Origin of the sequence: Rahnella sp. R3(2024), assembly GCF_042920125.1 — a bacterium.
Lineage (GTDB): Bacteria > Pseudomonadota > Gammaproteobacteria > Enterobacterales > Enterobacteriaceae > Rahnella > Rahnella rivi.
The window spans coordinates 1,617,022-1,638,136 of the sequence record NZ_JBHGBU010000001.1; the positions used below are offsets into that span (position 1 = coordinate 1,617,022).

The 21,115-nt window shown below is 49.0% G+C and carries 23 protein-coding genes and 2 tRNA genes; 10 read left to right on the plus strand and 15 right to left on the minus strand.

Annotated features, from left to right (window positions below):
- Window positions 1-202 precede the first annotated feature (202 nt).
- From ABSH60_RS07230 to secG, 3 genes are all read right to left on the minus strand, one after another.
- Window positions 203-279 (minus strand) — tRNA-Met (locus ABSH60_RS07230).
- 59 nt (window positions 280-338) lie between these two features.
- A tRNA-Leu gene (locus tag ABSH60_RS07235) sits at window positions 339-425 on the minus strand.
- A gap of 86 nt (window positions 426-511) precedes the next feature.
- Window positions 512-847: a preprotein translocase subunit SecG gene (gene secG / locus ABSH60_RS07240; protein ID WP_056782436.1), complete on the minus strand. Its 336-nt coding sequence runs from the start codon at window positions 845-847 to the stop codon at window positions 512-514.
- Between the two features lie 87 nt (window positions 848-934).
- On the opposite strand from secG, the gene ABSH60_RS07245 reads away from it, so the two are divergent.
- The gene (locus ABSH60_RS07245) at window positions 935-1,117 is read left to right on the plus strand and encodes a hypothetical protein (RefSeq protein WP_183850034.1); all 183 of its coding nucleotides are present in this window, start codon (window positions 935-937) and stop codon (window positions 1,115-1,117) included.
- Here ABSH60_RS07245 and glmM read toward each other — a convergent pair.
- The 4 genes from glmM to rlmE all read right to left on the minus strand — a co-directional run bounded on the left by glmM (window position 1,107) and on the right by rlmE (window position 6,043).
- Window positions 1,107-2,447 (minus strand): phosphoglucosamine mutase, encoded by a 1,341-nt coding sequence (gene glmM, locus ABSH60_RS07250; protein WP_390973355.1) that lies wholly within the window; start codon window positions 2,445-2,447, stop codon window positions 1,107-1,109. The two genes, ABSH60_RS07245 and glmM, sit on opposite strands and share 11 nt — an antisense overlap.
- 2 nt (window positions 2,448-2,449) lie before the next feature.
- Entirely contained in the window at window positions 2,450-3,289 is an 840-nt protein-coding gene (gene folP, locus ABSH60_RS07255) for a dihydropteroate synthase (RefSeq protein ID WP_390973357.1), read from the minus strand.
- Between the two features lie 124 nt (window positions 3,290-3,413).
- Window positions 3,414-5,366, minus strand: a complete 1,953-nt coding sequence (gene ftsH, locus ABSH60_RS07260) for an ATP-dependent zinc metalloprotease FtsH (RefSeq protein WP_072158216.1) — start codon at window positions 5,364-5,366, stop codon at window positions 3,414-3,416.
- Between the two features lie 47 nt (window positions 5,367-5,413).
- Window positions 5,414-6,043 (minus strand): 23S rRNA (uridine(2552)-2'-O)-methyltransferase RlmE, encoded by a 630-nt coding sequence (gene rlmE, locus ABSH60_RS07265; protein WP_056782440.1) that lies wholly within the window; start codon window positions 6,041-6,043, stop codon window positions 5,414-5,416.
- A 182-nt stretch (window positions 6,044-6,225) separates the two neighbouring features.
- On the opposite strand from rlmE, the gene yhbY reads away from it, so the two are divergent.
- Entirely contained in the window at window positions 6,226-6,522 is a 297-nt protein-coding gene (yhbY, locus tag ABSH60_RS07270) for a ribosome assembly RNA-binding protein YhbY (protein WP_056782441.1), read from the plus strand.
- Window positions 6,523-6,703: 181 nt separating this feature from the next.
- On the opposite strand, the gene greA is transcribed toward yhbY, so the two are convergent.
- A complete protein-coding gene (gene greA, locus ABSH60_RS07275) occupies window positions 6,704-7,180 on the minus strand; it encodes a transcription elongation factor GreA (protein WP_056782442.1) in 477 nt (158 codons plus the stop codon).
- 283 nt (window positions 7,181-7,463) lie between these two features.
- Here greA and dacB point away from each other — a divergent pair, with 283 nt between their 5' ends.
- Genes dacB through pmrB form a run of 3 tightly spaced genes read left to right on the plus strand, consistent with a single transcriptional unit; the run spans window position 7,464 to window position 10,680 of the window.
- The gene (gene dacB, locus ABSH60_RS07280; protein WP_056782443.1) at window positions 7,464-8,897 is read left to right on the plus strand and encodes a serine-type D-Ala-D-Ala carboxypeptidase; all 1,434 of its coding nucleotides are present in this window, start codon (window positions 7,464-7,466) and stop codon (window positions 8,895-8,897) included.
- Window positions 8,898-8,917: 20 nt separating this feature from the next.
- Window positions 8,918-9,580 (plus strand): two-component system response regulator PmrA, encoded by a 663-nt coding sequence (gene pmrA, locus ABSH60_RS07285; protein WP_056782444.1) that lies wholly within the window; start codon window positions 8,918-8,920, stop codon window positions 9,578-9,580.
- A complete protein-coding gene (gene pmrB / locus ABSH60_RS07290; RefSeq protein ID WP_122096274.1) occupies window positions 9,577-10,680 on the plus strand; it encodes a two-component system sensor histidine kinase PmrB in 1,104 nt (367 codons plus the stop codon). Before pmrA ends, pmrB begins: the two co-directional genes overlap by 4 nt.
- A 45-nt stretch (window positions 10,681-10,725) precedes the next feature.
- Here pmrB and cgtA read toward each other — a convergent pair whose 3' ends face one another.
- From cgtA to rplU, 4 genes are all read right to left on the minus strand, one after another.
- Entirely contained in the window at window positions 10,726-11,898 is a 1,173-nt protein-coding gene (cgtA, locus tag ABSH60_RS07295) for an Obg family GTPase CgtA (protein ID WP_056782446.1), read from the minus strand.
- A gap of 33 nt (window positions 11,899-11,931) precedes the next feature.
- Window positions 11,932-12,888, minus strand: coding sequence for a DMT family transporter (locus ABSH60_RS07300; protein ID WP_056782447.1), 957 nt, complete (start codon window positions 12,886-12,888; stop codon window positions 11,932-11,934).
- Window positions 12,889-12,973: 85 nt separating this feature from the next.
- Entirely contained in the window at window positions 12,974-13,231 is a 258-nt protein-coding gene (rpmA, locus tag ABSH60_RS07305) for a 50S ribosomal protein L27 (RefSeq protein ID WP_013573805.1), read from the minus strand.
- Window positions 13,232-13,249: 18 nt separating this feature from the next.
- Window positions 13,250-13,561: a 50S ribosomal protein L21 gene (gene rplU, locus ABSH60_RS07310; protein WP_056782448.1), complete on the minus strand. Its 312-nt coding sequence runs from the start codon at window positions 13,559-13,561 to the stop codon at window positions 13,250-13,252.
- A gap of 259 nt (window positions 13,562-13,820) precedes the next feature.
- Between rplU and ispB the strand changes: the two genes are divergently transcribed.
- Complete coding sequence (ispB, locus tag ABSH60_RS07315; RefSeq protein ID WP_056782449.1) at window positions 13,821-14,792, plus strand: octaprenyl diphosphate synthase; 972 nt, start codon at window positions 13,821-13,823, stop codon at window positions 14,790-14,792.
- Window positions 14,793-14,843: 51 nt separating this feature from the next.
- On the opposite strand, the gene ABSH60_RS07320 is transcribed toward ispB, so the two are convergent.
- A complete protein-coding gene (locus tag ABSH60_RS07320) occupies window positions 14,844-15,203 on the minus strand; it encodes a DNA-binding protein (RefSeq protein WP_056782450.1) in 360 nt (119 codons plus the stop codon).
- A 678-nt stretch (window positions 15,204-15,881) separates the two neighbouring features.
- Here ABSH60_RS07320 and ABSH60_RS07325 point away from each other — a divergent pair.
- Window positions 15,882-16,154 (plus strand): helix-turn-helix transcriptional regulator, encoded by a 273-nt coding sequence (locus ABSH60_RS07325; RefSeq protein ID WP_056782451.1) that lies wholly within the window; start codon window positions 15,882-15,884, stop codon window positions 16,152-16,154.
- A 66-nt stretch (window positions 16,155-16,220) separates the two neighbouring features.
- On the opposite strand, the gene mdh is transcribed toward ABSH60_RS07325, so the two are convergent.
- Entirely contained in the window at window positions 16,221-17,159 is a 939-nt protein-coding gene (mdh, locus tag ABSH60_RS07330) for a malate dehydrogenase (RefSeq protein ID WP_056782452.1), read from the minus strand.
- 461 nt (window positions 17,160-17,620) lie between these two features.
- Between mdh and argR the strand changes: the two genes are divergently transcribed.
- The 3 genes from argR (at window position 17,621) to yhcN (ABSH60_RS07345) (ending at window position 19,291) form a co-directional block, all read left to right on the plus strand.
- Complete coding sequence (gene argR / locus ABSH60_RS07335; RefSeq protein WP_056782453.1) at window positions 17,621-18,091, plus strand: transcriptional regulator ArgR; 471 nt, start codon at window positions 17,621-17,623, stop codon at window positions 18,089-18,091.
- 482 nt (window positions 18,092-18,573) lie between these two features.
- Window positions 18,574-18,837 carry a peroxide/acid stress response protein YhcN gene (yhcN, locus tag ABSH60_RS07340; protein ID WP_056782454.1) on the plus strand — a complete coding sequence of 88 codons (264 nt, stop codon included), beginning with the start codon at window positions 18,574-18,576 and terminating at the stop codon, window positions 18,835-18,837.
- Between the two features lie 190 nt (window positions 18,838-19,027).
- A complete protein-coding gene (yhcN, locus tag ABSH60_RS07345) occupies window positions 19,028-19,291 on the plus strand; it encodes a peroxide/acid stress response protein YhcN (RefSeq protein ID WP_217202884.1) in 264 nt (87 codons plus the stop codon).
- 302 nt (window positions 19,292-19,593) lie between these two features.
- Here yhcN (ABSH60_RS07345) and mpl read toward each other — a convergent pair whose 3' ends face one another.
- Window positions 19,594-20,979: a UDP-N-acetylmuramate:L-alanyl-gamma-D-glutamyl-meso-diaminopimelate ligase gene (mpl, locus tag ABSH60_RS07350; protein ID WP_136376603.1), complete on the minus strand. Its 1,386-nt coding sequence runs from the start codon at window positions 20,977-20,979 to the stop codon at window positions 19,594-19,596.
- Window positions 20,980-21,115: the final 136 nt, after the last annotated feature.

Sequence of the window (21,115 nt, forward strand, 5' to 3'; positions counted from 1 at the left end):
GCTAAATAGCCCAGTGATTCTGTTGCCAAATAACAAAAAACCCCGATAAATCGGGGCTTTATGCAACTGGACCCTATTTGCCGCATAGCGGCTTCGGTACAACTTTCGAAGTGTTATTTTCAAATTGAAGCTTTCAAATGGGAACTGCAGAACATCACAGGAAGATACTGAAAGTCTATTTGAAATAAACACTTAGGGAAAGTGGTTGCGGGGGCCGGATTTGAACCGACGACCTTCGGGTTATGAGCCCGACGAGCTACCAGGCTGCTCCACCCCGCGTCCGAAAACGTGGCAAATACTACGCCGATAATCGCTAAAAAGCAAATTATCACAAAGATTGGTACCGAGGACGGGACTTGAACCCGTAAGCCCATTCGGGCACTACCACCTCAAGGTAGCGTGTCTACCAATTCCACCACCTCGGCACTCTTTTTTTTCACAATCGCTTGTACTGTCCAAGTTCAAGCCACTGTTTAAAACTTTTCACTTCTTTAGGTAAGAAGGTTACTGCTTAGTGAGGAACATCACTGTTCGGCGCTGCTGGAGCTGCCGGTGCAGTTGTCTGCTCAGTTTGCGCTGGCTGACTTAAGTTTTCCCACTCACTGCCTTTTTGGCCTTTATTGGTGCTCATGTTCCCAAGAATCAAACTAATGATAAAGAACAAAGCGGCCAACACGCCGGTCATACGGGTCATGAAGTTACCGGAACCACTCGAACCGAACAATGTGCCAGAAGCACCTGCTCCGAAAGAGGCTCCCATATCAGCGCCTTTACCTTGTTGCAGCATAACCAAAGCCACAAGGCCGATTGCTACGATAAGGAAAATCACCAGAAGAGCGTCGTACATAGTAGTACCTGTATCCTCGCGGGTTCACCGCATGCCAATTGCTTCTCACCAATTTAGCAGGCCATTTAAGGACCCACTGAAGCGGGTGTGAATACTAACCAAAGCCGTATGGCCGCGCAAGAGCAATTTGCAATGGAATGTTCGTTTGCGGAAAAAAACGGCAAATTCATTCAAAAAACCTTCATCAGGTATTATCTGCGCCGTTATCTGATGAGAAGACAACGGCGCAGAGCAGAAAAATTCGCCATTTCTTATCGGGTTACGGCTTGACCGCTTTCACTGCATCGGCAATGCGATTAGCTAATTTTTCTACCAGCGCCGCATCTTCACCTTCCACCATGACACGCAACAAAGGTTCTGTGCCTGATTTACGCAATAAAACGCGGCCACGGCCTGCAAGTTGCTTTTCAACTTCAGCGGTTACCTGCTTCACTTCATCAGATTCCAGCGGATCATGTTCACCAGCAAAACGCACATTAATCAGAATTTGGGGCAATAATTTCATACCGCTGCACAAATCATGAAGAGTCATGTGGTTACGGACCATTGCGGTGAGTACTTGCAAACCTGCAACAATACCGTCTCCGGTGGTCGTTTTGTCCAGCAAGATGATATGACCGGAGTTTTCAGCACCAATACGCCAGCCTTTTTCCTGCATTTTTTCCAGAACGTAGCGGTCGCCCACTTTCGCACGAGTGAAAGGAATGCCGAGCTGCTTGAGCGCAAGTTCGAGGCCCATATTACTCATCAGCGTGCCTACCGCACCGCCTTTCAGTTGCCCCTGACGTAGACCTTCACGCGCGATGATATAAAGAATCTGGTCGCCATCAACTTTGTTACCTTCGTGGTCAACCATGATCAGACGATCGCCGTCACCATCAAATGCCAAACCGACGTCAGCTTTTTCTGCCAGAACGCGTTGTTGCAACTGACGAACATCCGTTGCGCCGCACTCTTCGTTAATATTCATGCCGTCCGGCTCACAGCCGATAGCGATGACTTTCGCGCCCAGCTCGCGCAGGACACTTGGCGCAATGTGATAAGTTGCACCGTTAGCACAATCGACCACAATTTTCAGACCGTTAAGGCTGAGTTCGCTCGGGAAAGTCCCTTTGCAAAATTCGATGTAACGACCTGCCGCATCCACTATACGACTGGCTTTGCCTAACTCTGCCGATTCAACGCAGGTCAGCGGTTTTTCCAGTTCGGCTTCTATGGCTTCTTCCACGTCATCTGGCAGCTTTGTCCCATCGATGGTGAAAAATTTGATGCCGTTATCGTAATAAGGATTGTGGGAAGCAGAAATCACGATCCCAGCTTCTGCACGGAAAGTACGCGTCAGATACGCCACCGCAGGGGTGGGCATCGGTCCGGTAAAGGATGCCGATAAGCCCGCAGCCGCCAGCCCTGCTTCAAGAGCCGATTCCAGCATATAGCCCGAGATACGTGTGTCTTTACCAATAATCACTTTACGAGAGCCGTGGCGCGCTAAAACTTTTCCCGCTGCCCAGCCGAGTTTGAGAACGAAATCTGGCGTGATTGGGTTATCACCTACTTTTCCGCGAATGCCATCGGTGCCAAAGTATTTACGGTTGCTCATAGTTATTTTTTATCCCTTGCAGAAAGTGTAGCTTCGACGACACGCATCGCTTCGACGGTTTCTTTTACATCATGTACACGGACGATCTGAGCGCCCTGCATGGCTGCGATAACAGCACAGGCAACACTTCCCGTCACACGTTGTTCCGGTGAGACATGAAGCAGTTGGCCGACCATGGATTTCCTCGACATGCCAACAAGAAGAGGCAAACCGAAATGATGAAACTCAGCCAGTCTGGCGAGCAACTGGTAATTGTGGTTCAGATTTTTACCGAAACCAAAGCCCGGGTCGAGTAACAATTTGCTTTTCGGAATGCCGGCATTCTCACAGCGTGCAATTTGTTCAACAAAATACTCCGCGACTTCAGCAACCACATCCTCATATTTTGGGGAGTGCTGCATTGTTTTCGGTTGCCCTTGCATGTGCATCAGGCAAACGGGCAAACCTGTTTCTGCGGCTGCCTGTAATGCGCCCGGCTCTTGTAAAGAGCGAATGTCGTTGATCAGATGCATACCTGCGCGGGCAGCTTCGCGGATAACGATCGCTTTTGATGTATCCACTGAAATCCAGACATCAAAGCGACGGGCAATCGCCTCAACAACCGGCACCACACGTGACAGTTCCTCATCTTCACTGACCTCAGCAGCACCTGGACGCGTCGACTCTCCGCCAATATCAAGAAGGGTTGCCCCGGCATTGATCATCGCCTCAGCATGCCTGAGTGCGAGCTCCAGCGAGTTATGCCTTCCTCCATCGGAAAATGAATCCGGCGTAACATTCAGGATCCCCATTACCTGAGGAAAAGTGAGGTTTAGAATCGATTCTCTGGCTGTGAGTTGCATACGTCATGTCTCGTTTGATCGGTCAGTGGTCGTAATATCTAAATTCCGGGGCAAAGAATGCACGCATAAAAAACCCCGGGCAAGCCCGGGGTAGTATGTAATCAGCATTTTTCCAACCAGCGACTTATTTGCCGCTGAATTGTTCAAACATCGTATTGCCAGGATTTGGCGTACGAGGCTCATCAACCGGCGTTGGCGCTTTTGGCGAACCACCGTCGTTAGAATTGCCATTACCATTTTTACCGCCGACGTCATCCCAGCCAGCTGGCGGGCGAACTTCCGTACGGTTCATCAGATCGTCTATCTGTGGTGCATCGATGGTTTCATATTTCATCAGGGCATCTTTCATTGAATGAAGGATATCCATGTTTTCCATCAGCAAAGTACGCGCACGTGCATAGTTACGTTCAACCAGAGATTTCACTTCCTGATCGATGATTCGCGCCGTTTCATCAGACATGTGTTTCGCTTTTGCTACTGAACGGCCGAGGAAGACTTCGCCTTCTTCTTCCGCATACAGCAACGGACCTAATTTGTCTGAGAAGCCCCACTGCGTAACCATGTTACGGGCAATGGATGTCGCCACTTTGATATCGTTAGATGCACCGGTAGAGACTTTTTCTACACCGTAGATGATCTCTTCAGCAAGACGACCACCGTAGAGCGTGGAAATCTGGCTTTCGAGTTTCTGACGGCTGGCACTGATCGCATCACCTACTGGCAGGAAGAACGTCACACCCAATGCCCGGCCACGAGGAATAATCGTGACTTTGTGCACAGGATCGTGTTCAGGAACCAGGCGGCCAATGATGGCGTGACCCGCTTCGTGATACGCGGTGGATTCTTTCTGCGCTTCTGTCATCACCATGGAGCGACGTTCCGCACCCATCATGATTTTGTCTTTGGCTTTTTCGAACTCAACCATAGACACCACACGTTTATTACCACGTGCAGAGAACAGAGCGGCTTCGTTGACCAGGTTTGCCAGATCAGCACCGGAGAAGCCCGGTGTACCACGTGCAATCACTGAAGCATCAACATCTGTTGCCAGAGGAACGCGGCGCATGTGAACTTTAAGGATCTGTTCGCGGCCACGCACGTCTGGCAAGCCAACCACAACCTGACGGTCGAAACGGCCCGGACGCAGCAATGCCGGGTCAAGAACGTCAGGACGGTTAGTCGCAGCAATAACGATAATGCCTTCGTTACCTTCAAAGCCGTCCATCTCAACCAACATCTGGTTCAGCGTTTGCTCACGTTCATCGTGACCGCCGCCTAAACCTGCACCACGCTGACGGCCAACGGCGTCAATTTCATCGATGAAGATGATACATGGAGCAGCTTTCTTCGCTTGTTCGAACATGTCACGCACACGGGATGCACCAACACCAACGAACATTTCGACGAAGTCAGAACCAGAAATAGTAAAGAAAGGAACCTTGGCTTCACCTGCAATGGCTTTCGCCAGCAAGGTTTTACCGGTACCCGGAGGACCGACCATCAGGACGCCTTTAGGAATTTTACCGCCCAGTTTCTGGAAACGGCTAGGTTCGCGCAGGTAATCAACCAGCTCGCTAACCTCTTCCTTGGCTTCGTCGCAACCTGCAACATCCGCAAAAGTCGTTTTAATTTGATCTTCTGTCAGCATGCGCGCTTTGCTCTTGCCAAAGGACATCGCCCCTTTGCCGCCGCCGCCCTGCATTTGCCGCATAAAGAAGATCCAGACCCCAATCAACAACAACATTGGGAACCAGGAAATAAAGATAGAGGCCAGTAAGCTTGGTTGCTCTGGTGGCTCACCCACTACGGTTACATTTTTGCTCAGCAGCGTATCCAGCAACTTAGGGTCTTCAACTGGAATGTAGGTCGTGTACTTGTTGCTGTCTTTTTTAACAACGTTAATCTCACGTCCATTGATACGCGCTTCGCGAATCTGGTCTTGGGTCAATTCGGACATGAAGGTAGAATAATCTACCCTACGGCCATTAGACTCGCTGGGCCCAAAGCTCTGAAATACAGACATCAATACTACTGCGATGACTAACCAGAGAATCAGGTTCTTCGCCATGTCACTCAAGGGATCAACCTCATATTACAACTGTGTTAACAAACAGCGTTAGGGTACTACAGTTTCCGCCCTGTCGCTACGATGTACACTTCTCGCGAACGTGCTCGGGAAGCGTCTGGCTTACGAATCTTCACCTTCGTAAACAGGGAGCGAATTTCCCGCAGGTATTCATCAAAGCCATCTCCCTGGAACACCTTCACCAGGAAACTTCCGCCTGGTGCTAATACATCCCGACACATATCCAGCGCTAACTCAACCAAATACATCGATTTTGGAATATCGACTGCCGGTGTACCGCTCATATTCGGGGCCATATCGGACATGACCACCTGAACCTTGTTTTCTCCCACGCGGTCAAGCAGCGCTTTGAGAACTAATTCATCACGAAAATCCCCCTGAAGGAAATCGACTCCAACAATAGGATCCATAGGTAAAAGGTCAAGAGCAATGATGCGCCCTTTGCTACCGATCTGCGTGGCGGCAAACTGCGACCATCCACCGGGTGCTGCGCCTAAATCCACAACGGTCATCCCGGGTTTGAACAGCTTATCGCCCTGCTGTATCTCATCAAGCTTAAACCAGGCGCGGGAACGCAGCCCTTTTTTCTGTGCCTGAATCACGTATTTATCGCTAAAGTGTTCCTGCAGCCAGCGTGTGGAACTTGCAGAACGCTTTTTAATAGACATTATTTAGTAACCATATAGTTTTCCAACTACCCTGTGTTAGAGCTTTTGGAACAAGCTGTTAGCGTCATGACGTCTATGGCTAAGTCAGTATAAATCACATCCCGAAGCAGTGCGGGTTGGTCATATACATGAGATGGCGGTAGAATGACCCGTTTTCAATCCCAACTTAAGCAAAAAAGACGATGAATCTTAACAATAAACAAAAACAGTACCTGAAAGGTCTGGCACATCCACTGAAACCGGTTGTCATGCTGGGTAACAACGGCCTGACAGAAGGCGTGCTTGCCGAAATCGAACAGGCACTGAAGCATCACGAACTGATCAAGATTAAAGTCGCGGCAGAAGAACGCGAAACGAAGACCTTGATCGTAGACGCTATCGTGCGTGAAACCAAGGCGTGTAATGTGCAAGTTATCGGCAATATGCTGGTACTTTATCGCCCTTCTACCGAAGACCGCAAAATTATCTTACCGCGTTAATTCGTCAGAGTTTAACGAAAAACGCTTTAGATTTTCGGAAAGGTGCCACGAAATCACGTTCAGGAAAAGGCTATCACTGGCCTTTTTACGTTAGTTTTCAATTTAATGTGAAGTCATTCACTTCATGAATGGGTGATTTATAGGGCGAAACATTACGTTTCGCCCTTTTTAATGCAGATTTTTAGAGGTACTCGACCTTCAGCACTTCAAACTCAACATCCCCGCCTGGGGTGCTGATCACAACCACGTCATCCTGTTCTTTCCCAATCAAACCGCGTGCGATAGGTGAGTTCACAGAAATCAGATTTTGCTTAAAGTCAGCTTCGTCGTCACCCACGATGCGGTAGGTCTGTTCTTCTTCGCTGTCCAGGTTCATCAATTTCACCGTGGCACCAAAAATGACACGACCCGTCGCCGGCATTTTTGTCACGTCGATCACCTGAGCATTTGAAAGCTTGGCTTCGATCTCCTGAATACGGCCTTCACAGAAGCCCTGCTGTTCGCGGGCAGCGTGATACTCAGCATTCTCTTTCAGATCGCCGTGTTCGCGCGCAGTGGCAATATCAGCAATAATCTTTGGACGACGTACGCCCTTCAGATGATCCAGCTCTTCACGTAATCTTTCTGCGCCACGCAACGTCATCGGAATCGGTTTCATATATTCATTACCTCTAACTTGGTCCTTTCGGTAAACACCGTCCTGATTGAATCAGGTAAGAAATTAAGCCAGCTCTTTTGACCTACTCACTCTGGCGAAAAACAAAAAAAACCTCACCCGGAGTTGCCACCAGGCCAGGATTCATTTTGCATTATGATTCGTATTTTAACGTAGAGTTCCTTGAGGATCATCGTTTACTTTCAGCCACGTTGCGCCTGGGTTCGTAGCATCGTAGTATGGCACCACATTATCCTGTTGTTACCCAGAGCCTTTACTCAAAATAATGCGTTTTATACGAATAGTCAGTGGATTAGCATGCGCGTTTGTTCTGAATACAAATGCGGCTCAGATCGAAAATTACACAGAATATCTGCCTGACGGTACGAATCTGGCTGTGCTGGTACAGAAAATAGGCGCTCCCGCGCCTGCCATCGACTATCACGGTTCCCAGATGGCGTTGCCCGCCAGTACCATGAAAATCCTGACCGCGCTGGCGGCCTTACTTCAGTTGGGTCCAGATTTCCGATTCACTACCACCCTTGAAACCCCGGGCTCCGTTTCAGATGGCGTCTTAAAAGGGGATCTGGTCGCGCGTTTTTCCGGAGATCCGACGCTGAAGCGTCAGAATATTCGGAATATGGTTGCGGTGCTTAAAAAACAGGGCATTAAAGAGATCAGTGGTGATGTGGTCGTGAACACGTCAGTGTTTGCCAGCCATGACAAAGCCCCCGGCTGGCCATGGAATGACATCACACAGTGCTTCAGTGCGCCGCCCGCCGCGGCGATTGTCGATCGCAACTGTTTCTCGGTGTCCCTTTACAGCGCGCCTAAACCTGATGAAAACGCCTTTATCCGCGTAGCCTCCTATTATCCGGTGCATATGTTCAGTGAGGTCCGCACGCTGGCAAAAGGTTCTCCGGATGCACAGTATTGTGAACTGGATGTGGTGCCGGGAGAATTCAATCGCTACACATTGACCGGTTGTCTGACCCAACGCAGTGAACCTTTGCCACTGGCTTTCGCCATTCAGGATGGTGCCAGCTATGCCGGTGCAATTTTGAAAGACGAACTCTTGCAGGCAGATATTCAGATTGATGGCACCTTGAAACGTCAGACGCGCCAGACACCTGCCGGGACGGTGCTTGCACAAACGCAGTCTGCCCCGTTGCATGATCTGCTGCGCATCATGCTGAAGAAATCCGACAACATGATTGCCGATACGGTATTTCGTACGATTGGTCATCAGCGGTTTGGTGTGCCGGGAACCTGGCGTGCCGGTTCAGATGCTGTGCGCCAAATCCTCCGCCAGAAAGCGGGCATCGATTTAGGCAACTCTATTCAGGTTGATGGCTCAGGCCTGTCACGTCACGATTTGCTGTCACCGGCGACGATGATGCAGGTACTGCAATACATCGCGCAGAACGATAAGGATTTAGACTTTATCTCAATGCTTCCACTGGCCGGTCATGACGGAACGCTGCAGTATCGCGGTGGTCTGCACGAAGCCGGTGTGGACGGCAAAGTGTCTGCGAAAACAGGCTCACTGTCTGGCGTATACAACCTGGCAGGCTTTATCACCACCGCCAGCGGGCAGCGCATGGCGTTTGTTCAGTTCCTCTCCGGATACGCAGTGCCTCCGGAAGACCAGCGTACGCGTCGCGCTCCGCTGGTACGCTTTGAGAGCCGTCTCTATAAGGACGTCTACCAAAATAATTAACCCTGGAGAAGTGCCAGACGATGAAACTGCTGATAGTTGAAGATGATGAACTTTTACGGCAGGGTTTATCGCTGGCATTAACCAGCGATAATTATGTGTGCGACTGCGCATCCACCGCGGCAGAAGCCCAAAGCCTCATCCAGACCAGTCAATACAGTCTGGTGATCCTTGATTTAGGGTTGCCAGATAAAGATGGCGCCACGCTTCTGCGTCAATGGCGTCGCCAAAGAATTTCCCTTCCCGTCCTCATTTTGACCGCCCGTGATGCCCTTGAAGACCGCGTCGATGGCCTGGACGCCGGTGCCGATGATTACCTGATCAAACCTTTCGCCCTGGCCGAGCTCCAGGCGCGGGTTCGTGCGCTTATTCGCCGCTATCAGGGACAAAGCGATAACGAGATTTCCGTTGGCAATTTGAAAATTAACCTCTCGTCGCAGCAAACCTATCTGGGTGACGCTCAGGTGGAAGTCACGCCGAAGGAATTTGCGATTTTAACCCGACTGATGATGCGCGCCGGGCAAACGGTCAACCGCGAGTTACTTCAGCAAGATCTCTATACCTGGCAGGACGATTTAGGATCCAATACGCTGGAAGTTCACGTTCATAACCTGCGCCGCAAACTGGGTAAGGAACTCATCCGCACAGTGCGCGGCATTGGATACCGGCTGGAGATAGCACCGTGACCAGTATGCGCCGCCGTCTTCTGGTCATGCTGGCGTTGATTCTTTTTGTCACCCAACTCACCAGCATTTTCTGGCTCTGGCATGAAAGTCAGGAGCAGATTAATTTGCTGGTGAATGACACGCTTTCCGCCAAAGTTCGCAATGCGCATGTTGAGAAGGAAATTGCCGAAGCGATTGCCTCGCTGATTGCGCCTTCTTTGCTGATGATGACCATTACTCTGGTGCTCTCCTTCTGGGCGATCAGCTGGATTATTCGTCCGTTAAACCAGTTACAAAAACGTCTGGAAACCCGCTCGGCAGATAACCTTTCGCCTTTGCCACTGAACAGCGAAATTCGCGAGGTGGTGGCGGTGACAAACGCCCTCAATCAGCTGTTTTCGCGCCTTTCAAATACGATTCAGCAGGAACGACTATTCACTGCCGATGCCGCTCACGAATTACGAACGCCACTTGCCGGCGTGCGTCTGCATCTTGAGATCATGCAAAAAAATGGCATCACCGGCAGCGATACCCTGATTGGTCGCATCGATCAGCTTATGCATACCATTGAACAATTACTGATGTTATCCCGCGCTGGACAAAATTTTGCTAAAGGTGAATATCAGCAAGTGGATCTTGTGGCAAACGTCATTGAACCGCTGCGTGAAGAGTTCTGCGAGATGCTGGAAGATCGCCAACAAAGGCTTATTTTGAGGCTTCCGCAACATGCCACGCTTCAGGGAGATGCCGTTCTGCTTCGTTTACTGGTGAGGAATCTGGTGGAAAATGCTTTCCGCTACGGCCCTGAGAACAGTGAAATACTTATTACAGTGCAGCCACAGAACAAGGGTTTCCTGATACAAATTGACGATGAAGGTCCGGGGATTGATGAGACAAAAGCGTGTGAGCTGACCCAGGCATTCAAACGTATGGATCAACGTTATGGCGGCAGCGGGTTGGGTTTGAACATTGTGATACGCATTGCTCAACTTCACTGCGGAACGTTGACGTTGCGTAACCGTGCCTCGGGCCACGGGCTGAGTGCGCAATGCTGGCTGCCCGATGTGATTTTGGAAAATGCCCTTTCACTTTCTGCCAGCACCACGAAAAACATGTATTAAAAAAGGCTGCCACTGGCAGCCTTTCAGATTGAGATCTACGCCGGATTAACGTTCGTAAATGATTTCAACGCCTTCGTCGTCGTCTTCATCCCAGTCATCATCCCAGTCGTCGTCAGCTTCAGATTCCACTTCAGCCAGTTGTTCACGGTGATAATCATCCCACATGAATTCAACTTTTTCTGGCGCAGCTTCTTCAATCGCCATGTGCTTAGGATTTTCATTGATAAATTTCATCACATCCCAGCACAGTGCATTCACGCCTTCGCGATTAGCGGCTGAAATCAGATAGTAGTTACCTTCCCAACCCAGCGCTTCTGCAATGGCTTTAGCACGCGTCTCAGCTTCTTCTTTTTCGATCAGATCAACTTTGTTGAATACCAGCCAACGTGGCTTTTCAGCCAGTTTTGCATTGTATTGCTGCAACTCATTGATGATGACTTTCGCATTCTCGATCGGATCAGATTCATCAATCGGTGCGATATCGATCAGGTGCAATAACACACGGCAACGCTCAAGGTGTTTCAGGAAGCGAATACCTAAACCAGCACCTTCAGATGCCCCTTCAATCAGACCAGGGATATCGGCGATCACAAAGCTTTGCTCACTGTCCATACGAACAACACCAAGGCTTGGTACCAGGGTGGTAAACGGATAGTCAGCAACTTTTGGTTTCGCTGCGGAAACGGCACGAATGAAGGTCGATTTACCCGCATTTGGCAGTCCCAACATACCCACGTCAGCCAGCAGCATCAGCTCAAGCGCGATATCACGCTCTTCGCCTTTCGTGCCCATGGTTTTTTGGCGTGGGGAACGGTTAACCGACGATTTGAAGCGGGTATTGCCAAGACCGTGGAAACCGCCTTTAGCCACCATATTGATCTGACCGTGTTTGGTCATATCAGCAAGCACTTCACCGGTGGCCTGATCCAGAACGCGCGTACCAACGGGAACTTTGATCGTAATATCTTTACCGCGTTTACCGGTACAGTCGCTGCTTTGACCGTTTGTGCCGCGCTCCGCGCGATATGATTTCACAAAGCGGAAATCGATCAGCGTATTGAGGTTTTCATCAGCAAGCAGGAAAACATCACCACCATCGCCACCGTCGCCGCCATCAGGGCCGCCACGGGGAATATATTTCTCACGACGGAAGCTCACACAACCGTTACCGCCGTCACCTGCCACGATCAATATTGTGGCTTCATCAACAAACTTCATTTGTACTGTCTCCGTAAATCATTCGCCGGGCAGCTATAGTTTAGCTACCAGGTTTTGCTCTGTCCGACGAGGCCACCAACGATGGCCTGCTGCGGAAAACATTGCACCCGCCACCACCACAAATGCCCCAAGATAACCTACAAAATTGAGCACTGGTGCGGCGAAATAGCCCGGCCAGGCAAGTGCTAACAGATCTGAAAATAGCAGGGTAAACAAGGGCGTCAGCGTCACTATTGCGCTGACCTGCGATGCCTGCCATCTCGCCATCGCTTCCGCTAAGGCGCCATATCCTACTAAGGTATTCGCGCCGCAAAACAACAAACAGGCAAACTGCCAGCCGCTGAGCTGTGAAAGCATCGCCGGACTGGCCAGCGGGAGCAATGCGATAGAACATAAAGTGTACAGCAAAAACAAGATTTGCGGCGAGGCCAGCTGACGCAACAGAACCTTTTGCGCCACACCATAAATCACCCAAACCATTGCTGCCCCGACACCAAAAATCACACCGAGGGTGTAATCGGTAAGACGGGTAAATATTTCAATCAGGCTGACATTGAAGAACAATATCAGTCCCAAAATCAACATAATGGCGCCAATAACCTGCGTGACACGCATCTTCTCTTTCAGGATTATCACACTGGCCAGCATCATACCAACAGGCGAAAGCTGACCGATAACCTGAGAAGCCGTCGGACTGAGAAACTTCAGTGAAGAACTAAAAAGAACAAAGTTCCCCATCAGCCCTGCGGTGGCAATTAACACCAGAATAAGCCAGCGTGGCCTGCTTAAAATCACTCTTGGCGGTAAGCGGCGCTTCGCGGCAAGAATGCATCCCAGCACAATTGCAGCCATGGAAAACCGATACCAGACCACCGTAAAGGGATCCATGACGACCAATACCTGCTTCATGGCAATGGGCAGAGAGCCCCAACTCATGGCAGTGATCAGCGCTAACATGATCCCGACAGGTGCCTGCGATTTAGTATCCATTATCCGCCAGAATGGGCTAACCAGAATGTAAAAAGCCCCGCAACGAGTTGCGGGGCTTACATCTATTTACTAAGACGAGAAAAACTTATTCAGCTTCGATGCTGATGTACTTACGGTTTTTCGGGCCTTTAACTTCGAACTTGACTTTACCGTCAGCCAAAGCAAACAGAGTGTGGTCCTTGCCGCAACCCACGTTGATACCAGCGTGGAATTTGGTGCCGCGCTGACGAACGATGATGCTGCCTGCCAGTACTGCTTCGCCGCCAAAGCGTTTTACGCCCAGACGTTTAGCTTCTGAATCGCGACCGTTGCGTGTGGAGCCGCCAGCCTTTTTGTGTGCCATTGTTCCGCTCTCCTAATCTTAAGCGCTGATGCCGGTGATTTTAACGTCAGTGAACCACTGACGGTGGCCCTGCTGCTTACGATAGTGCTTACGACGACGAAACTTAACGATTTTGACTTTAACGCCACGACCGTGAGCAACGATTTCAGCTTTAACGATACCGCCAGCAACTAAAGGCAGGCCGATATTAATTTCTTCACCGTTTGCAATCATCAGAACCTGATCAAACTCGATCGTTTCGCCAGTTGCGATGTCAAGCTTCTCAAGGCGAATAGTCTGCCCTTCGCTGACACGGTGTTGTTTACCACCACTTTGGAAAACCGCGTACATATAAAACTCCGCTTTCCGCGCACTCAACTTTGTATAGTTCAGAGGGCGCTATAAATATTCACAATAGGGCGCGAATTCTACGCAAAAAATCAGAGTAAGACAAGAGCACAATGACCACAAAAGAAGAAAAAAAGCGCAGTTCTTTCGTTATCATTTATCTACACTGTTTTTCAAGTACAATCCCCTTTACAGTTAGCGCCATGTGCCAATGTGAGCCAGATCTCATTGCGGTGAAGAGAACAACAGCCGAAAAAACACAATGAACCTAGAACAGATTATCGATCTTACTCAGGACGACATGGCTGCGGTCAACGCATCCATCCTTGAACAGTTGAACTCCGAAGTTTCACTCATCAATCAACTGGGATATTACATCATCAGCGGTGGCGGTAAACGCATCCGTCCAATGATTGCAGTATTGACTGCCCGGGCGCTCTCATACGAAGGCGACAAGCACATCAAAGTGGCTGCGTTGATTGAGTTTATCCATACCGCCACGTTATTGCACGATGACGTTGTGGATGAATCCGACATGCGTCGGGGCAAAGCCACTGCCAATGCGGCTTTTGGTAATGCGGCCAGCGTACTGGTGGGTGATTTCATTTACACCCGTGCCTTCCAGATGATGACTGATTTGGAATCACTTCCCGTTTTAGCTCTGATGGCAAAAGCGGTGAATGTGATCGCCGAAGGCGAAGTACAGCAACTGATCAACTGCAATGATCCTGACATCAGCGAAGAGAGCTACATGCAGGTTATTTACAGCAAAACAGCGCGCCTCTTCGAAGCAGCATCCCAGTCTTCTGCCATGCTGGCTGGCGGAACTCAGGAGCAGATTGTCGCGTTGCAGGATTACGGTCGCTATCTGGGTACTGCGTTCCAGCTGATTGATGATTTACTCGATTATGATGCTGACGGCGAAACGCTGGGTAAAAATACCGGTGATGATCTTGATGAAGGCAAACCGACATTACCGCTTTTGCATGCAATGCAGCATGGTGATGAAGAACAGTCAGCCATGATCCGTAAAGCTATCGAAGAAGGTAATGGGCGCCATTTACTGGAACCCGTCCTGGCAGCCATGCACCAGTGGGGCTCACTGGAGTACACCCGTCAGCGCGCTGAAGAAGAAGCAGACAAAGCGATTAAAGCCCTTCAGGTATTGCCGGAGTCTGTCTACCGCTCCGCGCTTGAAGGTTTGGCGCACCTATCTGTGAAACGCGACTTCTGATGTTTTCTGTCGTACCTGCATGACCACGGCAGGTACGACAGCGTTACAACGCTAGCTTTCGTCAGGTTTGCGTAACCTGTTTAATATTTCCGAAACACCTTCTCTCACAATAAACGAGATCATTGTTTCACGTTCCGGCTCTCTCAGTTGCTTATAGCTTTCAATCCATATCGCCAGGGGATCCTGATGCGACGTATAAACATACTCTGCCGAGTGCTCATTCATCGCCAGACTGGCGACGGTATTACCTGGCAGACTGTCTATGTGATATTCAACCGCACGCCCCTGTACACCTCGCCTCCTTCGCTTTATCCAGCATAACCTGCGCGCCATTCCGTGCACGCCTTGTGTCGAAGTCGGAAGCCCTTCTTTACCGGTCAACTCCTTTGCTGCAAACCACTCTTTTTTCATAACGTTCCTTGTCTTTCTCATTCAAACCAATAAGAAAGTTGCTGTTATAAATCCATGTGAATAATGACGATGCTTTCCTGACACGGGCGACGTTTATTTTAGAGAAGATATTAACGCCACCACTTAAGGAAAACGTCTATTTAACGGAAAGAAGATATTCAATTTTTCGAAATGAGTCCACTGCTGCTTTAAAAGTTTCCATGAATTATCTTTATCAACAAACCATGAATATGCTTAAAGGAAGTTTTTTAGAAAGAAGCATTACAATGTTGAAAGAAAAACATCAACACCATTAAAATATAAATAAAAAACAAATACTTAAGATAAAAATCAATAATTAAATATCATTCAACTATAATAAATTAACTACTCAAAACATTTAATTATTATTTTTATAAATGCTAAAGATCAAAAAACACGCATACCGATAACGCATCCACTTTAATCAATTTCAACTTTGCACGTGATACATCATGAAAATAGACATGAATCACAAAAAGCAACATGAATTTACTTGTTTGTTTAAATCACAATAAGAATGTATTTTTCTAAATGAAAGCAATGAGGGTTTTTAAGAAACATAGATTTAAATGATCGTAAATAAATCAAACCCTCGTTAAATGTATAAGTGCGATAAATATGCCCGCGGAATAAAATTAAACAAATAAGGAAGCCATCATGAATACAAGGAACGAAGACTGGCATCAGGCCGATATTATTGCTGCACTCAGAAAGAAAGGAACCACCCTGGCGGCAGTATCGCGCTCTGCAGGTTTGAGCTCTTCCACCTTATCAAACGCTCTGACACGGCCATGGCCCAAGGGCGAATTGCTCATCGCGAATGCGCTGGGGCTACATCCTTCAATCATCTGGCCAAGCCGCTATTTCGACGCCAGGACTTTTCAGATCATTGAACGCCGTTGCCGCACACCCAATGCTGCGCAAGAGTAAATCCGAGGGGAGATAAAAGAAAAAAACCGCCGGGATAAGCCGGCGGTTATCTATAAAGAGACGCAATCAGTGATTAATAAACTGTTCGCCGAGTTCGATATCCTTGTGCAGGATCTCCAGCATCGATTCCAGTGACTGCTGTTCAAATGCGCTCAGTTTACCGATGTCCAGCAATTCGGTGATCCCGTTTTTGCCAAGCAAAACAGGCTGTGCGAAAAAGCGAGCATACTCACCATTGCCTTCGACATACGCACATTCCACAACGTTGCTTTCACCCTGCATAGCTCGCAGTAATGAAAGTCCGAAACGCGCAGCCGCCTGCCCCATCGACAGCGTTGCCGATCCACCACCCGCTTTTGCTTCTACCACTTCAGTGCCTGCGTTTTGAATGCGCTTGGTGAGTGAAGTGATTTCACTTTCGCTGAACGTCACACCAGGTACCTGAGAGAGCAGCGGCAGAATGGTGACACCAGAATGTCCACCGATCACCGGCACTTCAATGTCTTCCGGTTGCTTACCTTTTAACTCCGCAACGAATGTATTAGAACGGATCGCATCCAGCGTTGTGATGCCAAAAAGTTTGTTTTTGTCATAGACGCCGGCTTTTTTCAGCACTTCTGCCGCAATAGCAACCGTCGTGTTGACCGGGTTGGTGATGATGCCAATGCAGGCTTTCGGACAGGTTTTCGCCACTTGCTGAATAAGATTACGAACGATACCCGCGTTAACATTAAACAGATCTGAGCGATCCATCCCTGGTTTTCGCGCCACACCCGCTGAAATCAGGACAATATCTGCGCCTTCCAAAGCAGGTGTGGCATCTTCGCCACAGAAGCCTTTGATTTTCACAGCGGTAGGGATATGACTGAGATCGACAGCAACGCCCGGCGTCACCGGTGCGATATCATATAATGAGAGTTCGGAACCGGAAGGTAGCTGGGTCTTTAGCAGAAGCGCGAGGGCCTGACCGATACCGCCCGCAGCACCGAGAACTGCAACTTTCATCCTATACTCCTTTTTTATCATTAACTTATAAGTGTCGTGGAATTATTTTGGTTGTGACCTTAATCACTTACGCTGTTAAAAACAATCGCTCACCTGCAGAGAATCTGAGGTTGGTCGTTTAGAAAGTAAAAAAATACACCTAAGCGCCCTTATCCGGTCTTTTATGACTTTTATCGGAAAGCTACCCCTTAAAAGTAGCACCGCAAAAGACGTCAGGTTAATAAATGGTTAAATTTGGTTCATTGTGTGAGCTGAATCGAAATCGGTTGAGTCCAACTTCCTGCGAAAGGCTTACTCAAAATTCACAATTTCGGCATATTCATGAAAAACCCACTAACGCGACACCCGTCACATTCCTTGCAGAACGGTGAGTTCTGGATTGTCCATGTCTTGCGTTGTTGCATAAAAATGCAATTATCTGCATAATCAGCCAAACATTGATCAAGAGACCAGGGTGCAAAATGCGTAATCCTGCCAAACAGGAAGATTTAATCAAAGCCTTCAAAGCATTACTGAAGGAAGAGAAATTCAGTTCTCAGGGCGAAATTGTCGTCGCACTCCAGGAGGAGGGCTTCGAAAACATCAACCAGTCCAAAGTCTCACGGATGCTGACCAAGTTCGGTGCGGTGCGTACGCGCAACGCGAAAATGGAAATGGTGTACTGCCTGCCCGCTGAAATCGGTGTGCCAACAACGACCAGTCCACTTAAGAACCTGGTACTGGACATCGATCACAATGAAGCCATGGTGGTCATCCGCACCAGTCCGGGGGCAGCACAGTTGATCGCCCGCCTGCTTGATTCACTCGGAAAATCAGAGGGTATCCTCGGAACTATCGCGGGTGATGATACGATTTTCATTACGCCTGCCCGCAGTTTCAGCGTTAAACAACTGCACGATGCGATCCTGAGTTTGTTCGAACAAGAGTTATAAGCCGCCTCAATAGTACAAGGGTGTAAGCGCCCTTTCTGTGCAGGGGGTCAGAAGAACAGAATTTCTGACCTCAGGCCAGCCTCTTTACCCTTCCTTTATATTGCTCACATTTCAAATGCCGCACAAAAATACCGGTTTTCTACCATTAACGGGTACAAGGCGCATGCCCTCTTCTGTTAACGCCGGTCACAACAGGCTCATTTCCGTCACATAAATATTTCAATGATGTGATTCACACCAAAAATAAGCACAGATAATCAAATTCATTCAATCTATTGATTTTACTAAAAATCAACACCAATTGAACAATTTATAGACGTTTTTTATTACTTTCCGTTATTAAAAACACCAATAGGACACACATAACCACTCAAATAACTATTAGCAAACTATTAATATTTTGAGTGACTAGATGTATACTCATTTCCGTGGTGTGAGACACCAGTTGTTGGAACACATAATAAAATCGACGAGGTCAAATCATGAACGTTAAAACTACAATCGCAACATTAAGCATTCTCTCTGCTCTGTCATTTGGTGCATTTGCAGCACAACCTGTTAGTCAGGAACAAGCTGCCAATCTGCAGGCGAAAGGGATGATCAGCGTCAGCGGCGTTGCCGGTGCACCTTCTGATATCCGCCAGGCACTGTCTGACAAAGCTGATGCAAAAGGCGCTAAAGCTTTCCGCGTTATTGAAGTGCGTCAGGAAGGTAACTACCACGCAACCGCAGAAATCTACCAGTAACTTTCCGGTAGCCATCGCGAAGGGGCCTGAATAAATCAGGCCCGTGAATAAACAGATTTATCACTGCCCGTTTTACGTTCCCGCACGCTTTAAGCGCCCTGAACTGCAGTTAACAGCCCTGATAAATCTACATTTGAATCGACGTTGCTCTCTCAAATTGCATCAACGTCAGTGAAATCAGGAAATTATCATGAAAATCATCACTACTATCGCCGCTCTTAGTCTGTTGTCTGCTGTGTCTTTCGGTGCGTCTGCCGCGCAACTGATCACGAATCAGCAAGCAGAAAATCTGCAACCTATGGGCGTGATCAGCGTGAGCGGAGTGAATGGTGCACCAACCGATATTCGCCAGGAGCTGTCTGACAAAGCTGATGCCAAAGGCGCTAAATCTTATCGTGTGATCGAAGCCCATAATGAAGGTGCTTATCACGCGACAGCAGAAATCTATCAGTAAGATCTTCTGTACGTTACCCAGAAATAAAGCCACTGCTTGAGTATTTATATGAATTAGCGTTACCGGGTTTCAACAGCCACAGATCGTCTCAATAAAACGATGCTGTTGAGGCTGGGAGAGAGCTGACACTGCCACTGCCGTGCTCTCTTGCTAACGATACCCTCGTCGTCCTGTCCGACGACACCCTTTGGCTCCCACGCTTTTTTTGGGAGCTTTTTTTTGTCTGTTGATAAGCCATTGCCCGGAATAAAGACAAAAAAAAGCACAGCAGATGCTGTGCTTTGAGGCCGTTGAGGAAGACATTATGGCTGCTGTGTAAGGCTCGCTTTTGCGGCCAGAGCTTCCAGCAGTTTTCCGTGGATGCCACCAAAACCGCCGTTACTCATGACGAGAATATGATCGCCCGGCAGCGAGGCCTTGATCACCATATCCACCAGCGAATCCACATCGGCACTCCAGTGCGCAGGCTGTATACAGTGTTCAGCCACTTCTGCTACCTGCCACGGAATATGCTGCGGCTGCAGCAGGAAAACTTCGTCCGCACGCCCCAGCGACGGCGCCAGTTCGTTTTTGCTCATGCCCATTTTCATGGTGTTTGAGCGCGGTTCAAGCACTGCCAGAATACGCGCCGTGCCGCCCACTTTGCTGCGCAATGCGGAGAGCGTTGCCAGAATCGCCGTTGGGTGATGGGCGAAGTCGTCATAAACGCTGACGCCATTTTCAACGCCGCGCAGTTCGAGACGACGACGCGCGTTGATAAATTCGCCCAGGGCTTTACAGGCATCTTCCGGTTTCACACCGACATGACGCGCGGCGGCAATCGCCATCAGCCCGTTATGCATGTTGTGTTCACCGACCAGATTCCAGTCCACCTGCCCGACGATTTCGCCTTTCAGGTAGACATTGAAAGAGCTGGCATCCGGCGTCAGTTTTTTCGCATCCCACGAACAGGCATCCGTTTCACCCACAAACTCCTGTTCACTCCAGCACCCCATCGCCATCACTTGCTTAAGCGGAGTATCGTGCTCGGGCAGGATGATTTTCCCTTTACCCGGCACCAGACGCACCAGATGATGGAACTGTTTCTGGATGGCTTTAAGATCGTCGAAGATATCGGCGTGATCGAATTCAAGGTTGTTGAGCACCAGGGTGCGTGGGCTGTAGTGAACGAATTTCGAGCGCTTATCAAAGAAAGCACAATCGTACTCATCAGCTTCCAGCACCATAAACGGGCTGTTGCCCAGACGCGCAGACACCTCAAAGTTACCCGGCACGCCACCAATGACGTAACCCGGCTCATAACCACAGGCTTCGAGGATCCACGTCACCATACCCGCCGTGGTGGTTTTGCCATGTGTACCGGCAACGGCAATCACCCAACGCCCAGGCAGAACGTGGTCGTGCAGCCATTGCGGGCCAGACACGTAAGGGATCCCCTGTTCCAGCACAGCTTCAACGCACGGGTTTCCGCGCGTCATCGCATTGCCAATGATCACCAGATCCGGCTGAGGGTCTAATTGTGCAGGATCGTACCCCGTAATCAGCTCAATACCCTGATTTTCCAGCAGCGTACTCATCGGTGGATAAACGTTATCGTCCGAACCTGTAACCTGATGCCCCTGAGCACGAGCCAGCATCGCCAGCCCGCCCATAAACGTGCCGCAAATCCCAAGAATATGAATGCGCATATGTTTTCCATTAATGCCTTTAAGTCAGCCGCCATTCTACCGCTCAGAATCCTTCAGAAGAAATGGATTTGCCTATGATTCATCCATATATTTGGGCTAAACTGCCCACGCTCTTGTAAAGGTTTTATTAACGAAC